We start from the raw sequence: 16,027 nt of genomic DNA, 5'->3' as shown, positions 1-16,027 counted from the left end.
CCTTATTCGGGGATAACGGCAATCACGTCGATTTCCATCAGCCACTGCGGCTGGCCGAGGGCGCTGACCACAAGGCCAGTGGAAATCGGGAACACGCCCTTGAGCCACTTGCCGACTTCCTGGTACACCGGCTCGCGGTAGCGCGGGTCGATCAGGTAAGTGGTGGTCTTGACGATGTGGCTCATGTCGCTGCCCGCCTCTTCGAGCAATTGCTTGACGTTGCGCATGGCCTGTTCGGCCTGGGCGCGCGGATCACCGAGGCCCACCAGTTGACCGTTGAAATCGGTACCGACCTGACCACGCACATACACGGTGTTGCCGGCGCGCACGGCCTGGCACAGGTCGTTGTCGAGCGTCTGGTTCGGGTAGGTGTCTTTGGTGTTGAACATGCGGATGCGGGTATGAGTAGGCATCAACGAACTCCCATGAGGCTGGCTTTCTGAAGAGGTGCGCGGGCGGCGTCGGCTTGACGCTGGGTCGCATCCCGATAGTTGAAATAGGTGTGCTGTTTAACGATGTGATCGGCAATGTGCTTGGCGTCGTGCCAAACGCCCCAGATGAACGCGGAGCCACGACGGGACTGCCACGGCAACCCGACGAAATACACGCCCGGCTCGGCCGACACGCCGCGCTGGTGCTGCGGCTTGCCGTTGTCCTTGAAGGCGTCGACCTTCAGCCAGCTGTAATCGGTGGAGTAACCGGTGGCCCAGATGATCGTGGTCACGCCGGCCTTGAACAGGTCCAGCTCAAGGACTGGATTCGTCACGCAGTCCGGATCGGCCAGCATGGCGCGCGCTTCCGGTTCCAGCGGCAGGTCGAGGCCGTTGCGTTCGATATAGGCGTCGGCCTTGTCGAGCAGTGCCAGGTAGTTTTCATCGCCACGGCGGATGTTGTCGGCGAGGTTGTTTTCGAAACTCACCACGGCGCCATTGAACGCTTGGGTCAGGCCGACCAGGGTCATGCCTTGATGGGCCAGGCGGCGGAAGTCCACGGTGTGGCCGCCACGGGCACCGCTCACGGCGATGGTCACGTGTTCCTTGCCCGGCTGCATGGCTTCGGCATCCCACTCGCCGAGCACCCCCAGCCACCAGCAGAAATCACGGTTGCGATAGGCGCGCGGCGGACGATCGTGGGCGCCCACCGACAGGTAGACCTGCTTGCCGGAGCGTTGCAGTTCATCGGCGATCTGCACGCCCGAAGAACCGGCGCCCACCACCAGCACCGCGCCTTCGGCCAGTTGCTGCGGGTTGTAGTATTGAGCGGAGTGAATCTGCGTGATGCTGGCGATTTCCGGGGCGATCGGCGGAATGGCCGGACGCTGGAACGGACCGGTGGCGACCACTACATGGCGAGCCTCGATCACGCCCTCGGAGGTTTCAACGGTGAACCCCGGACGATCGGCATTGCGTTCGACTTTTTTCACTTCCACGCCAGTGCGGATCGGCGCATTGAATTTGCGGGCATAAGCTTCGAAGTACTCAGCCACCTGCTCCTTTCCGGCGAACGCATCCGGGTCCAGGCCGTCGAATTCCAAGCCCGGGAAGCGGTCGTGCCAGGCCGGGCCGTTAGCCACCAGCGAATCCCAACGGCCGGTGCGCCAGGCTTCGGCAACACGGTTGCGCTCCAGCACCAGGTGGGGCACACCGAGTTTGCTCAAGTGTTCACTCATGGCCACGCCGGCCTGGCCGGCGCCAACAACAAGCGTATCAATTACGGTTTTATCAACTGTCATGGCTGTGCACTTCTGAAAGGTGGTTTGATTCAGGTCGGTCATGGCTGCCGCCTCGATTCTGATCACTGTTGTTCTTCTGCTACGGCTATCGGTGTCAGGGTGTTGGCCGCATTCTGTTCGGAGCCGGGGATTAGCGAAATTATGTTTTTTGTGGTTGCTGGCGAGGAAAAAGCGTCGAGCCGACCGATCGGCTGTGCGAGGTTGCGGGTGGCCGGATCCCGGCCTATGGTCCTAGCGATGCAATGCCTGTGATTGACGCCTGATGGCACATTGCAGGCCGCTGTCCACCCAGTGCGAATTAGCGCAAGGAAGTGACGACATGCTTACCAATTCCCGCCCTGCCGTGCTCGAACTGATCGGCAATACACCGTTGGTGCGCGTCAGCCGGTTCGATACCGGCCCATGCACGCTGTTTCTCAAACTCGAATCACAGAACCCCGGCGGTTCGATCAAGGACCGTATCGGCCTGGCGATGATCGATGCCGCCGAACGCGATGGCCGCCTCAAACCCGGCGGCACCATCGTCGAAGCCACCGCCGGCAACACCGGCCTGGGCCTGGCCCTGGTCGGTCGCGCCAAGGGCTACCGGGTGGTGCTGGTGGTGCCGGACAAGATGTCCACCGAGAAGGTCTTGCACCTCAAGGCCATGGGCGCCGAGGTGCACATCACCCGCTCCGACGTCGGCAAGGGTCATCCCGAGTACTACCAGGACGTCGCCGCGCGGCTGGCGGCGGAAATTCCCGATGCGTTCTTCGCCGACCAGTTCAACAACCCGGCCAACCCCCTGGCCCATGAATGCAGCACCGCACCGGAGATCTGGGCGCAGACCCAGCACGATCTGGACGCGATCGTCGTCGGTGTCGGTTCGGCCGGCACCCTCACCGGCCTGACCCGCTTCTTCAAACGCGTGCAGCCGGACCTGGAAATGGTCCTGGCCGACCCGGTCGGCTCGGTGATGGCCGAATACAGCCGCAGTGGCACCCTCCCCACCCCCGGCTCCTGGGCGGTGGAAGGCATCGGCGAAGACTTCATTCCGTCGATTTCCGACCTGTCCAGCGTGCGCCACGCCTACTCGATCAGCGACGAGGAAAGCTTCGACCACGCCCGCCAGTTGCTGCGCGCCGAAGGCATTCTCGGCGGCTCGTCGACCGGCACCCTGCTGGCCGCCGCCCTGCGTTACTGCCGCGAACAGACCCAGCCGAAACGCGTGGTCAGCTTCGTCTGCGACACCGGTACGCGTTACCTGTCGAAGGTCTACAACGACCAGTGGATGAACGATCAGGGCTTGCTGCAACGCAAGCACTACGGCGACCTGCGCGACCTGATCGCGCGGCGCTTCGAAGATGGCCGGGTGATCAGCGTCGGCCCCGACGACACCCTGCTCACCGCGTTCCAACGCATGCGCCTGGCGGACGTCTCGCAACTGCCGGTGCTGGTGAAGGGTCAGCAACTGGTCGGCGTGATCGACGAATCCGACATCCTGCTGGGCGTGCACGAAGACGTTGCGCACTTTCGCAAGACCGTGGCCAGCGCCATGACCGACAAACTGCAAACCCTGTCCCCCGACGCCACGCTGGCTGAACTGGAGGCAGAGCTGGGCCGTGGCCTGGTGGCGATCATCCAGGACGCCTCGGGCTTCCACGGCCTGATTACCCGAACCGACATGCTCAACCATTTGCGGAGATCCCTGCCATGAGTCAACAGGACAAAAACGCCCCGCCACAGGGCTTCGCCACCCGGGTGATCCACGCCGGGCAAGTGCCGGACCCGACCACCGGGGCGCTGATGCCGCCGATCTACGCCAACTCCACCTACCTGCAACAGAGCCCCGGCGTGCACAAGGGTTTCGACTACGGGCGCTCGCACAACCCGACGCGTTTTGCCCTGGAACGCTGCGTGGCCGACCTCGAAGGCGGCACCCGGGGCTTTGCCTTCGCCTCGGGGCTGGCGACCATTTCCACGGTGCTCGAACTGCTCGACGCCGGCTCGCACATCGTCTCCGGCAACGACCTGTACGGCGGCACCTTCCGCCTGTTCGACAAGGTGCGCCAGCGCAGCGCCGGGCACCGCTTCAGCTTCGTCGACCTGACCGACCTGGCGGCGTTCGAAGCCTCCCTGCAAGACGACACCCGCATGGTCATGGTCGAGACCCCGAGCAATCCGCTGCTGCGCCTCACCGACCTCGCCGCCATCGCCCGCACCTGCCGCGCGCGCGGCATCATCTGCGTGGCCGACAACACCTTCGCCAGCCCGTGGATCCAGCGCCCGCTGGAACTGGGTTTCGACATCGTGCTGCACTCGACCACCAAATACCTCAACGGCCACTCCGACGTGATCGGCGGCATCGCCGTGGTCGGCGACAACGCTGAACTGGCCGAGCGCCTGGGCTTTTTGCAAAACGCCGTCGGCGCCATCGCCGGCCCCTTCGATGCCTTCCTCACCCTGCGCGGGGTGAAGACCCTGGCCCTGCGCATGGAACGCCATTGCAGCAACGCACTGGACCTGGCGCAGTGGCTGGAACGCCAACCGCAAGTCTCGCGGGTCTACTACCCCGGCCTGCCCTCGCACCCGCAACACGAACTGGCGCAACGGCAAATGCGCGGCTTCGGCGGCATGATCGCCCTCGACCTCAACAGCGACCTGGCCGGCGCCAGGCGCTTCCTCGAGAACGTCCAGATCTTCGCCCTGGCCGAAAGCCTGGGCGGCGTGGAAAGCCTGATCGAACACCCGGCGATCATGACCCACGCCACCATCCCGCCGGATACCCGTGCGGAACTGGGAATTGGCGACGGGTTGGTGAGGTTGTCGGTGGGGGTTGAGGATGTGGAGGATTTGCGGGCGGATCTGGCGCAGGCGTTGGCAAAGATGTAAATCACCAGAACTAAGGAACACCACAAAACCTGTGGGAGCGGGCTTGCTCGCGAAGACGGCGGCACATCCAACATCGATGTGACTGATATACCGCTTTCGCGAGCAAGCCCGCTCCCACATTTAAATTTCTGTCATACACAAATTTTATGTTCACCAGAGATCCACTGTAGGAGCGAGCCTGCTCGCGATGGCGGCGGATCAGTCAATATTGATGCTGGCTGACACTCCGCTATCGCGAGCAGGCTCGCTCCTACACTTGAATTTCTGTCGTACAAAAATGGGCTGTTCACCAGAGATCCACTGTGGGAGCGGGCTTGCTCGCGAAGACGGCGGCACATCCAACATCGATGTGACTGATATACCGCTTTCGCGAGCAGGCTCGCTCCTACACTTGAATTTCTGTCGTACAAAAAATGGGCTGCTCACCAGAGATCCACTGTGGGAGCGGGCTTGCTCGCGAAGACGGCGGCACATCCAACATCGATGTGACTGATATACCGCTTTCGCGAGCAGGCTCGCTCCTACACTTGAATTTCTGTCGTACAAAAATGGGCTGTTCACCAGAAATCCACTGTGGGAGCGGGCTTGCTCGCGAAGACGGCGGCACATCCAACATCGGTGTGACTGATATACCGCTTTCGCGAGCAAGCCCGCTCCCACATTTAAATTTCTGTCTTACACAAATTTTATGTTCACCAGAGATCCACTGTAGGAGCGAGCCTGCTCGCGATGGCGTCGGATCAGTCAATATTGATGCTGGCTGACACTCCGCAATCGCGAGCAAGCTCGCTCCTACAGGTTTTGCTGGCCTGGCACACAAGAGTCCCTATAATCCCGACGTTTTCGTCTACCCTCACGAAGCGTCGTGCAGCAATTAGCGTGTGCGGGGCGCATCGACATTTTTCCGCTATTGAACCGGAGAACTTCCATGCTCAAACGTACCCTGGCCTTGGCCGTCGGCCTGACCCTATCCGTTACCGCCCTGCTGGCACAGGCTGCCGACACCCTCAAGGTCAGCGCCATTCCCGACGAAGCCCCCACCGAATTGCTGCGCAAGTTCAAGCCGCTGGGCGAATACCTGGAGAAGCAACTGGGCATGAAGGTCGAGTTCGTGCCGGTGTCCGACTACCCGGCGGTGGTCGAGGCGCTGGCCACCGATCGCATCGACATGGCCTGGCTGGGCGGCTTCACCTTCGTGCAGGCGCGCCTGAAAACCGGCAATGCCATTCCACTGGTACAGCGTGAGCAGGATGCGCAGTTCACCAGCAAATTCATCACCGCCGACCCGGCCGTCAAGTCGCTGGCCGACCTCAAGGGCAAGTCCTTCGCCTTCGGTTCGGTGTCGTCGACGTCCGGCAGCTTGATGCCGCGTTACTTCATGCTCCAGGACGGCATCAAGCCGGAAACCTACTTCAGCCGCGTCGGCTACTCCGGCGCCCACGACGCCACCGTCGCCTGGGTCCAGGCCGGCAAAGTCGACGCCGGCGTGCTCAATGCCAGCGTCTGGGAAAAACTGGTCAAGGCCGGCAAGGTCGACACCGACAAGGTCAAGGTCTTCGCCACCACGCCGGCCTACTTCGACTACAACTGGACCGTGCGCGGCACCCTCGACCCGGCCCTGGCCGAGAAGATCAAGGCGGCCTTCCTCGCGCTCGACCCGGCAAAACCCGAAGACAAGGCCATCCTGGACCTGCAAGCCGCCAGCCGCTTCATCGCGACCAAGCCTGAGAACTACAAGGGCATCGAGGAAGCCGCGCGCGCTGCCGACCTGCTGAAATGACATTGCATCTGAACCGCGTCAGCCTCACCCACGACACGGGCGTGCTGGCGCTAAATGAGATCGACCTGCACATCACCGCCGGTGAGCAGGTCGCAATCATCGGCCCGTCCGGCGCCGGCAAGTCGAGCCTGCTCAACCTGCTCGCCACCGCCCTGCGCCCCGGCAGCGGCACGGTCGAGGTGCTCGGCGAACAAGCCTGGCACCTCTCCGCACGTCGACGTCAGCAACTGCGCGCACGCATCGGCCTGGTGCATCAGGCGCCACCACTGCCACCGCGCCAGCGCGTGGTCACCGCGGTGCTGGCCGGCAAACTGGGCCAATGGGGTTTTGCCAAAAGCCTGCTGAGCCTTTTGCATCCAGTGGATGTGCCTGGCGCGCGGGCGGCCCTGCTCAAACTCGATCTTGGCGACAAGCTGTTCGCCCAGTGCCAGCAATTGTCCGGCGGCCAGTTGCAGCGCGTGGGCATTGCCCGAGTGCTGTACCAGGCCCCCGAAGTGCTGCTGGCCGACGAGCCGGTGTCGGCGATGGACCCGGTCCTGGCCGGGCACACCCTGTCGATCCTCTGCCGCCACGCCCGGGAACACAAGGTGACCCTGGTCGCCAGCCTGCATGCCGTGGAACTGGCCCTGACGCACTTCTCGCGCATCATCGGTCTGCGTGACGGCCAGGTCCTGTTCGACCTTCCCGCCAGCGAAGTCGACCACGATTTGCTCGACAGGCTCTACGCCAACGAGCAACTGCAATCGCCGCCCGCTCCGGTGGCGCCCTTGAGCCTGCAGATTCCCCGATGCTGACGCGCGATACGCGGGACCCGGCCACCCTTCCTCGTCTGCTGCTCACGCTGTTAGCGCTTGCCCTGCTGTGGCCCGGCATCCATTTCAGCGAGCTGGACCTGGGCGTGCTGTTCAAGGACGACAGCCAAAGCGAGATGGGCCGTTTCGTCTCGGCCTTCTGGCCCCCCGCCCATGACCAAGAGTTCCTCGAGTTACTCTGGCAAGCCACGTTGCAGACCCTGGCCATCGCCACCGCCGGCATGGCCCTGGCCCTGATGTTGGCCGTGCCCGCCGGCCTGCTCGCCAGCCGCGCGCTGTCGCTGTCGGCGGCTTCGCGCGGCGGTCGCCCCAGCGCCCTGGGCCGGCTGCTGCGCTGGCCGGTGCGAGGCTTGCTGATCTTCCTGCGCAGCGTGCCGGAAATCGTCTGGGCCCTGCTGTTCGTGCGCGCCGTCGGCCTCGGCCCGACCGCCGGGGTGCTGGCGATCGCCATCACCTACAGCGGCATGCTCGGCAAGGTCTACGCGGAAATCTTCGAGTCGGTCGACCAGCGCCCCGCCCACGCCCTGCTGCAAGCCGGCAGCGGTCGATTGACCGCGTTCTGCTACGGCATCCTGCCCAATGTCGCGGCGGAATTGCTGTCGTACACCGTGTATCGCTGGGAATGCGCGATCCGCGCCTCCGTGGTGATGGGCTTCGTCGGCGCCGGCGGCCTGGGCCAGCAGATCGACCTGTCGTTGCGCATGTTCGCCGGCGGTGAAGTGGCGAGCATGCTGCTGACCTTTTTCGTCCTGGTGCTGTTCGCCGACCAGATCAGCCGCCTGCTGCGCTGGAGGTTCGCATGAATCGCCTGATCAACCTGCTGCTCATCCTGTGCATCGGCGCAGCGGTCGTCGCCTCGTTCAGCTACCTGGGCATCGACCTCGGCGAACTGACCGGCAGCGGCAACCTGCAACAGATGGGCGCCTACGTCCTGCGTTTTCTCAGCCCGGACCTGAGCGCCGGCCATCTGCAAGCCATCGGCCGAGGCGCCGTGGAAACCCTGGCCATGTCAGCCCTGGGCACCCTGCTCGCGGCGGTGTTCGGCCTGCTCCTGGCGTTGCCAGCGGCCGGGCGATTCGGCTGGCCGTTGCAGAGCGCATCACGACTTGTGCTTAACGCCCTGCGCGCCATTCCCGAACTGGTGTGGGCGGCGTTGATGGTGCTGGCCGCCGGACTCGGCCCAAACGCCGGGACCCTGGCACTGGCGATGCACACCACCGGGGTGCTCGGTCGACTGTTCGCCGAAGCCTTGGAAAACACCCCGCCGCAACCGGCTGAAGCCATTCGTTTGCAGGGCGGTAATGTGGTTTGGGCTTTCTGCTACGGCACACTGCCCAACCTGTTTCCGCAGTTGCTGGCGTACATTTTGTACCGCTGGGAGAACAATATTCGGATGGCCAGTGTGCTGGGTTTTGTTGGGGCTGGGGGGTTGGGGCAGATGCTTTATGTGAGTCTTAGTCTGTTTCAGGAGGCTCAGGCGAGTACGGTGATATTGGCGATGTTGGTGCTGGTGTTTGCGGTTGATGGGTTGAGTAGTTGGAGTCGGCAGCGTTGGGTTAAGGCGTGAAGCGGCCAGTGTGTCGTCGTGATCGCGGGCAAGTCGGATCGCCGCCTTAACATATACAGGGGCGCGCATCGGCTGACAGGACGCAAGAGGAGAGAGAAACTGAAAGTTCATTAGCGGTCAGCTGTGGATGAACGTCCAGAGATCGGTATTCAGTTTTTCAATAGCGTCTTTAAAGTCCTTGGTGGTGATTTTCTGACTTTCGTTCTCTAGCTGGTTGCCGAATACCTTACGCACCACTTTGACCATTGTTTGATTGGTTCTTGCGTCTATGAACTCGGCTTCAACAAATAGATTAGTGTCTTGATCCCTGTGACCGGTAGCTGCCTGTGTCGCTCCGACAACGGCCGCAATCGGCATCACTTCATACCACTTCATACCTTCGTTCGAAGCGCTGACGCCAGTGATTGCCGCCCGCAGAATCAGGGGGCGTGACCTGGCCGGTGCGGCGGCGGCGTTAGACACCCTCTGGTATTTCTGTCCCAGCACGATTTTGGCCTTTCTGGACATGAAGTCCTGCAAGTCGGCCAGCGTCTGTTGATTGACCTGCTCATTGGGTTTGGGCGAGGGATAAAACTCCAGCGTTCTGAACGCTATGGTGTCATACGCATTCGGGTTCCACGACGGGCTCACCCAGCGCATTGCCTTCTCACCCGTGGCGGTGGTCACTTCTTGCAGGTTGTTGTAACTGGACAGGAAGCCCGAATATTGCTCGCGTTCAGTGACTTGGGAGGTGCAACCGCCGAGTAGCAGGTATGTCAGTGCGACGCCAACAAACAGTTTATGGTCCAAGGACATGGTGGGTTCACTCCACGATTTAGTCGCGCTCAGTCAACTGAAAAACAGAAACGCCAAGTCATGTTTCTCTTCATGGCTTGAATGCAGGCGTTGTAGGACTCACCGGAGATTGATTGCCGTTGTGAACTGGATCTGCTGCACCGACATACCGCAGAGACAGCCCCCAGCCCAACTGACATTGATGCCCCCAGAGCATAGTCCGTTCTTGCAGATCTGCGGCACGATCTCAAGGTCTGGCACTGGTCGAGTACTGCCTTTGGCGAGAGGCAGAAAACGGCCAAAAGCAGACCATGGACACGCAGCTAACACGTCAGTCATGTGCTAAGTAATATGTCGCTTTCACCTTTCTTGATGTCGCGTTTACAATGTCGATTTTTTGATTGCTCAATGGATTACGCATGAACATGGGATGTTATGCCAAAAGCCGTTCGGCATCTAAAAGTTGAATTTAAGGAGCAATAAAATGGAAATCAAGATTGATGTATTGGGTTCTCCAACAGAAAAGGATAAAGCAGTTCTGAATAATAGGTTTTCAGAATATCTTCGAATTCAATATCCAAATCTGCCACCAGAATCGGAAGATAAAATATTTATGGTGGTTGCACACGATGAAGTAGGCGACTACATCGGTGCAATAAGCTGTAATTGTTACTGGGATGGCTTAGAAATTGACACCTTTTGGGTTAAGGAATCTCATCGCGGTAAAAAAGTAGGATCTATGCTTTTGGAAAAAGCAGAAGCGATTGGTGCCAACAATGGAGCAGTAGTTGCATTCTTAAAAACCGTTGATGCTAAAAAGTTCTATGAGCGGCATGGATATGAGATTTATGGTGTTCTTGAGGATCGCCCAATTGGGACTAACCTGTATCATTTAAAGAAACGGCTAGTAAAACATGCATAACAACTGGTTCAAATCGTTCACTTCGCTCAATGGGACGGGCTAAAGCCCCCCCTTAACCAAATGCTGGTCAGAGTCCGCTATGGGTCGATTTCTGCCTGTAGCCACCGTCAGCTTTTGGCCGATTCTGTTGAAAAAGTCGGATTTTCAGCTGGCCTGAACTAAGGCACGACCACCATCGGAGAACCTACTCACCACATCGAGTGGTTTCTCGGCTCTTCGTTGACCTTTGCTGCTCTGTTATTGGGTTAATTTGAGGTTTTTTGCTTCGTGCAGGCGCACCTATCCCGTGGCAGGTGGCCCTTGAGATGTAAATTTGGCCAGCCGTCGCAGGTTCTGCACCGCAGCGGCCAGCGTGAATTCATCAGTCGCGCCACTCATGCCACGTAGTCGCAGGCGATCCAATTTCAGGATGCGCTTGAGGTGGGCAAACAACATTTCGACCTTCTTACGTTCGTGGCGAGAGCGCACGTACCCAGGTGTCGCTGCGATTCGCCGAGCCACATCGCGCGCGGCTTCATGGACGCTGCGGGCGATCTTGCGGCACGCAGTGTTCGGGCAGCACTTGGCTTTCATCAGACAGGCAACGCAGTCGGTCTGCCGGGATCGGAAGATAATGGTGTTGGCTTTGGTGACGTGTGAACGCTCATTTTTGAAGGCTCGCCATTCGCTGCGCAATGGGTTTCCGGCCGGGCAGCGGTATTCCTCAGCCTCTTCATTCCAGTGGAAATCGTTGCTCGAAAAACTGTTGTTCTTGCGCTCGGTTTTGTCCCACACCGGCACATGCGGCTCGATGTCTTTTTCCTCCACCATCCAGGCCAGCATCGGCGCGGTGCCGTAAGCGGTGTCGCCAATAAGGCGCTCCGGCTTGATGTCGAACTGCGCTTCGACCCGTTCGATCATCGTCTTGGTGCTCTCGACTTCTGCGGTTCGATGAGCCGGTGTGGGTTCCACGTCCATGATCACGCCGTGCTCGGTATCGATCAGATAATTCGTGGAATAAGCGTAGAACGCTGGGCCACCTGGAGCTGCGGTCCAGCGGGCTTGAGGATCAGTCAGCGATAGGCGCTTCGGTAGCGTTTCGGCCAGAGCCTCTTCATCGAGTGCCTCAAGATACTCACGCACGGCGCGGGTGCTCAGGGCCGGATCGTTCCAGTTGACCGGTTCATCACCCGGTACACCGCGCTGCCGGCTGGCATCCGCTTTGATGATGCTGGCGTCCACGGCAAAGCCTTCGCCCTTGACCAGGCCGGCGTCCATGCAACGACGCAGCACTTCGTTGAACAGCCAGCGAAACAAATCGCTGTCCCGAAAACGGCCGTGCCTATTTTTGGAAAAGGTCGAGTGATTGGGGACTTCATCTTCAAGGCTTAACCGGCAGAACCAGCGATACGCCAGGTTCAAATGGGCTTCTTCGCACAGCCGACGCTCTGAGCGAATGCCGTAGCAATAGCCCACGATCAGCATGCGGATCATCAACTCAGGGTCAATCGACGGACGCCCAATTGGGCTGTAAAAATCGGCGAGGTAATGGCGCAAGTCGCTCAGATCGAGACACCGATCAATGCTACGCAGAAGGTGATTGGCGGGGATGTGGTCTTCAAGGTTGAACGAGTAAAACAGCCGTTCCTGCCCACTCGATAACTGTCCCATCATGCTGCGTGCTTCCCTGCTGGCCAATGCAGAGATTTTGCCGCAGGCCAGACAGGGGAGCTACTTTTTCAACAGAATCGGCCGTTCTCTGCCGGTCACGGTTACAAAGCCAGCTGATCAAATCCGATGCAACCGGTGGTCAAGTGCAGGGCAATTCCGCACCTGACAACCAAACCGGTAATGCCCACGCAAAAACCCCTTCCTGCGCGACAGCACAGGAAGGGGTTTTTTCGTTAAGGCCGATCAGTCTTTAGCCTGGCTCAACTTGGTGAACAGCTCAGTCGGTACTTTCTTGCCGTTGGAGGTGAACTGGTTGGTGCGGAACTTGTACACCTCACCTTCCGACAGGAAGCCGTCGCCGTTGGTGTCCATCGCCTTGAATTCCTCTGTGCCCTTGGGGGCCACGGCCAGCAGTTCCTTGAGCGAAACGCGGCCGTCGTGGTCGGCGTCGGTGCGTGCGAAAGACGCATCGCCGCATTTGCCTTCACCGCACTTGCCTTCGGCCTGGGTCTTCTGGGCGCTGGCTTCGGCGCCGCATTTGCCTTCGCCACATTTGCCTTCGCTGGTCTTTTCTGCGGCGGCCAGTTGGTAGCCTTGCGGCAAGGCTTCGGCGGAGAACGCGGTGGAGGCGAAGTTGATACCGCCGACCAGTGCAACTGCGAGCAGGCCAATACGGGTTTTGTTCGACTGGATACGAGACATGTTGATACTCCGGATCAATGGCGTGGCTGGACCACTATTGGTCGTACCACAAGGGGTGATGAACCTGGTGGCGAGGTGCGTTGTGCATCTCGCTTTGACAGGTCTATTTGGCCCCAGTGGTGTATCCGGGCTGTATCCGTGAAGTGATGGTTTTGTATGGCTGTATGCGGATGCAGCGCCCTGATACACGGCGATACACGAAAGGCGTTACTCGGTTGTTGATGTCCGAAAGAGCTCTTGTTTAAAAAGGTTGTAGGGTATTTCCGGGGGGCTACAAGACCTTGCGTCGTTGCCTACGGTTACGCCAGAATCCGCCGGCTTGTGCGCCCAGGGGCCTGGTTTTATCGTTTCCGCGTCGTTGCCAATTCAGCGACCAGGCTTGGAACCCTGATGAATAAACGGCGCATGATGCCCTTCATAACCCATGCTGCACACCTTTGAGTGTGTGCTTCGTTATGGCGGCTGTGCGTGGGAGACCTTAGGGTCTGCCGGGTTTCCGTTTCCCGGGTTCCAACCTGCGTACAGCTGCCACCCTTCGCTTGGAACCGAATGGTGCAGCTTTAACTCGTAGACGGAGAGTTGCCATGTTCAAGGTCACCCCCAACCCGCCGGACGCCGATCCGGCATCCCCGTATGAACCCGATTCAAAACATCTCGACGAGGCTGCCCTCGCCTTCCCTTCGGCCGCAGATATCAAAGCCACACCACGCACACCTGGCTCCCTGTTTACCGTCGACCCCAAGGTCGATACCGAAACCCTGATGGTGTATCTGGTCGAGACGCTGGCCTCGGTCGATGTGATGGTGCATCAGTTGGTGGATCATCTGGACGGCGGATCGCGCAATGCCCTGCTGGGGATTTCCAACAGTGTGATGTTGGCGGAGATCACGGCGAATCGGGTGTTGGATCAGATTGATCCGCGTGAATAATCACTGATTCTGTGGCAAACGCTGACCCTGTGGCGAGGGGGCTTGCCCCCGTTCGGCGGCGAAGCCGTCGCAAAACCTGATTGCACCGTTTGACTGAAGAAAAGCGGGGCCGCTTCGCAGCCCAACGGGGGCAAGCCCCCTCGCCACAAATGTCGGCAGGCTCAATTGGCGCAACAACACTTACATCGCACTGAATCATTGGCAGACGCTAACTCTGGAGCTAACACCGCCCTTGTGGCGAGGGAGCTTGCTCCCGCTCGGCGGCGAAGCCGTCGCAAAACCTGATTGCACTGTTTGACTGAAGAAAAGCGGGGCCGCTTCGCAGCCCAACGGGGGCAAGCCCCCTCGCCACAAATGTCGGCAGGCTCAATTGGCGCAACAACACTTACATCGCACTGAATCATTGGCAGACGCTAACTCTGGAGCTAACACCGCCCTTGTGGCGAGGGAGCTTGCTCCCGTTCGGCGGTGAAGCCGTCGCAAAACCTGATTGCACTGTTTGACTGAAGAAAAGCGGGGCCGCTTCGCAGCCCAACGGGGGCAAGCCCCCTCGCCACAAATGTCGGCAGGCTCAATTGGCGCAACAACACTTACATCGCACTGAATCATTGGCAGACGCTAACTCTGGAGCTAACACCGCCCTTGTGGCGAGGGAGCTTGCTCCCGCTCGGCGGCGAAGCCGTCGCAAAACCTGATTGCACTGTTTGACTGAAGAAAAGCGGGGCCGCTTCGCAGCCCAGCGGGAGCAAGCTCCCTCGCCACAAATGTCGGCAGGCTCAATTGGCGCAACAACACTTACATCGCACTGATTCATTGGCAGACGCTAACTCTGGAGCTAACACCGCCCTTGTGGCGAGGGAGCTTGCTCCCGCTCGGCGGCGAAGCCGTCGCAAAACCTGATTGCACTGTTTGACTGAAGAAAAGCGGGGCCGCTTCGCAGCCCAACGGGGGCAAGCCCCCTCGCCACAAATGTCGGCAGGCTCAATTGGCGCAACAACACTTACATCGCACTGATTCATTGGCAGACGCTAACTCTGGAGCTAACACCGCCCTTGTGGCGAGGGAGCTTGCTCCCGCTCGGCGGCGAAGCCGTCGCAAAACCTGATTGCACTGTTTGACTGAAGAAAAGCGGGGCCGCTACGCGACCCAACGGGGGCAAGCCCCCTCGCCACAGGGTTTGTGTGTTTGATGTTGGGGGATTGCTAGTTCGGGTCGAGCAACCCGCCGCTCCAGTTTCGCGACACCCGGCTGCCGGTGAATTTCGCCACGCCCATGCCCTGGGGGATCAGGCGATCGCGATAGCGCGTCACCAGGCGCCCCGCTTGCTCGGCATGCAGCACCACTTCGGAGGATGGATCGCCCGGGGTCCTGAGGATTCGCGCAAAGCGCTGGCCTTCCTCGACGAAATCCCCCAGCTCCTTTTCGAAGATCAGCACGCCGGGTTGCGGGGCGATGATGGTTTCCATGTGGCCCATTTCCACGGCTTCGACGGGCCAGTCTGCAGGCGCCACTGACTCATCGATGACGCCGCAGCTGCATAGCCAGTTGTACAGCCCTTCGGCATCCGACTCGGCGAAACGATCACTGACATCGCCCTGCCCGCGCAACTCAAGGGTCGCCGCCATACGGTGCTCGGTGACGCCTTCGCGCAGCCACGGGGCGATGATGGTTTCCTCGAAGGAGCCGTCGCCGCCGTCATCCCAGATGATCGCCACGTCCATCTTCATCGCCGCCGCCAGTTCGCGGCCACGGGTCTGGAAACTGCGGTGCACGTAGAGGTACGGCAAGGCCTCGTCATCGGTGTGCAGGTCGAGCATCACGTCGGCCGGGGCGGCCAGTTGCACCAGTTTCTTTTGCCATTGCTGGACGCAGGTCGAAGGTCGCTCCATGGCTGCCGACTGGTCGAACGCGCGGTTGAAGTTATGCCCGGTGGCGTCGTGGTAACGCCCGAGGATCCGCCCCTGGCGAAACTGCCCGATGCCCAGCGGGTTGGCCTGCGGCACCACGGTGATGTTGCCTTTGAGCCGGCCCTGGGCCTCGGCGGTTTGCAGCCTTTGCATCAGCAGGTGCAGGACCAGCATCCCGGCGATTTCATCGGCATGCACGCCGGCCTGCAGGTGTACGTTGGGCCCGCTGCCGTCGCCTGCGTAACGCCAGGCACCGACCCGCACGGCGTCACCGTTGTTGTTACGAACACTGAACGAAATATCCTGCGGCATTGGCTTTCCCTCCCGTCATGACCGTTGAAAAACGCTGTATCGCTGCTGTCGAGGCTGGTGATTGAACAG

General features: G+C 60.3%; 14 protein-coding genes. 8 read left to right on the top strand and 6 right to left on the bottom strand.

Annotated features, from left to right (window positions below; all coding sequences use genetic code 11):
* Positions 1-2: 2 nt before the first annotated feature.
* Together QMK54_RS12830 and QMK54_RS12825 are read right to left on the bottom strand one after the other, a co-directional pair.
* Positions 3-413, bottom strand: coding sequence for a RidA family protein (locus tag QMK54_RS12830; protein WP_046042476.1), 411 nt, complete (start codon positions 411-413; stop codon positions 3-5).
* Positions 413-1,774 carry an NAD(P)/FAD-dependent oxidoreductase gene (locus tag QMK54_RS12825; RefSeq protein ID WP_320402639.1) on the bottom strand — a complete coding sequence of 454 codons (1,362 nt, stop codon included), beginning with the start codon at positions 1,772-1,774 and terminating at the stop codon, positions 413-415. Before QMK54_RS12825 ends, QMK54_RS12830 begins: the two co-directional genes overlap by 1 nt.
* 277 nt (positions 1,775-2,051) lie before the next feature.
* Here QMK54_RS12825 and QMK54_RS12820 point away from each other — a divergent pair, with 277 nt between their 5' ends.
* The 6 genes from QMK54_RS12820 to phnE all read left to right on the top strand — a co-directional run bounded on the left by QMK54_RS12820 (position 2,052) and on the right by phnE (position 8,762).
* On the top strand, positions 2,052-3,428 hold the full coding sequence (locus tag QMK54_RS12820) for a pyridoxal-phosphate dependent enzyme (protein WP_320402638.1): 1,377 nt from the start codon (positions 2,052-2,054) through the stop codon (positions 3,426-3,428).
* Entirely contained in the window at positions 3,425-4,603 is a 1,179-nt protein-coding gene (locus QMK54_RS12815) for a PLP-dependent aspartate aminotransferase family protein (protein ID WP_320402637.1), read from the top strand. Before QMK54_RS12820 ends, QMK54_RS12815 begins: the two co-directional genes overlap by 4 nt.
* A 928-nt stretch (positions 4,604-5,531) precedes the next feature.
* Positions 5,532-6,383: a putative selenate ABC transporter substrate-binding protein gene (locus QMK54_RS12810; protein ID WP_320402636.1), complete on the top strand. Its 852-nt coding sequence runs from the start codon at positions 5,532-5,534 to the stop codon at positions 6,381-6,383.
* On the top strand, positions 6,380-7,177 hold the full coding sequence (locus QMK54_RS12805; RefSeq protein ID WP_223595908.1) for a phosphonate ABC transporter ATP-binding protein: 798 nt from the start codon (positions 6,380-6,382) through the stop codon (positions 7,175-7,177). The genes QMK54_RS12810 and QMK54_RS12805 overlap by 4 nt, the downstream gene beginning before the upstream one ends.
* Positions 7,171-7,998, top strand: coding sequence for a PhnE/PtxC family ABC transporter permease (locus tag QMK54_RS12800; protein ID WP_223595910.1), 828 nt, complete (start codon positions 7,171-7,173; stop codon positions 7,996-7,998). The genes QMK54_RS12805 and QMK54_RS12800 overlap by 7 nt, the downstream gene beginning before the upstream one ends.
* On the top strand, positions 7,995-8,762 hold the full coding sequence (phnE, locus tag QMK54_RS12795; protein ID WP_223595913.1) for a phosphonate ABC transporter, permease protein PhnE: 768 nt from the start codon (positions 7,995-7,997) through the stop codon (positions 8,760-8,762). Before QMK54_RS12800 ends, phnE begins: the two co-directional genes overlap by 4 nt.
* 117 nt (positions 8,763-8,879) lie before the next feature.
* Here the strand turns inward: phnE and QMK54_RS12790 are convergent, their stop codons facing one another.
* Positions 8,880-9,557 (bottom strand): DUF3313 domain-containing protein, encoded by a 678-nt coding sequence (locus QMK54_RS12790; RefSeq protein ID WP_223595920.1) that lies wholly within the window; start codon positions 9,555-9,557, stop codon positions 8,880-8,882.
* Between the two features lie 463 nt (positions 9,558-10,020).
* On the opposite strand from QMK54_RS12790, the gene QMK54_RS12785 reads away from it, so the two are divergent.
* Positions 10,021-10,458: a GNAT family N-acetyltransferase gene (locus QMK54_RS12785; protein WP_223595922.1), complete on the top strand. Its 438-nt coding sequence runs from the start codon at positions 10,021-10,023 to the stop codon at positions 10,456-10,458.
* 279 nt (positions 10,459-10,737) lie between these two features.
* Here the strand turns inward: QMK54_RS12785 and QMK54_RS12780 are convergent, their stop codons facing one another.
* Both QMK54_RS12780 and QMK54_RS12775 read right to left on the bottom strand, forming a co-directional pair.
* Positions 10,738-12,111 (bottom strand): transposase, encoded by a 1,374-nt coding sequence (locus QMK54_RS12780; RefSeq protein ID WP_218498467.1) that lies wholly within the window; start codon positions 12,109-12,111, stop codon positions 10,738-10,740.
* A gap of 240 nt (positions 12,112-12,351) precedes the next feature.
* Entirely contained in the window at positions 12,352-12,810 is a 459-nt protein-coding gene (locus tag QMK54_RS12775; RefSeq protein WP_320402635.1) for a hypothetical protein, read from the bottom strand.
* 584 nt (positions 12,811-13,394) lie between these two features.
* Here QMK54_RS12775 and QMK54_RS12770 point away from each other — a divergent pair.
* Positions 13,395-13,739 carry a DUF6124 family protein gene (locus tag QMK54_RS12770; protein ID WP_320402634.1) on the top strand — a complete coding sequence of 115 codons (345 nt, stop codon included), beginning with the start codon at positions 13,395-13,397 and terminating at the stop codon, positions 13,737-13,739.
* A 1,202-nt stretch (positions 13,740-14,941) separates the two neighbouring features.
* On the opposite strand, the gene QMK54_RS12765 is transcribed toward QMK54_RS12770, so the two are convergent.
* Positions 14,942-15,958, bottom strand: coding sequence for a succinylglutamate desuccinylase/aspartoacylase family protein (locus tag QMK54_RS12765; RefSeq protein WP_320402633.1), 1,017 nt, complete (start codon positions 15,956-15,958; stop codon positions 14,942-14,944).
* Positions 15,959-16,027 lie beyond the last annotated feature (69 nt).

The organism is Pseudomonas sp. P5_109 (assembly GCF_034009455.1).
Classification (GTDB): Bacteria; Pseudomonadota; Gammaproteobacteria; order Pseudomonadales; family Pseudomonadaceae; genus Aquipseudomonas.
This window is presented reverse-complemented; position numbering and strand designations above follow the sequence as displayed.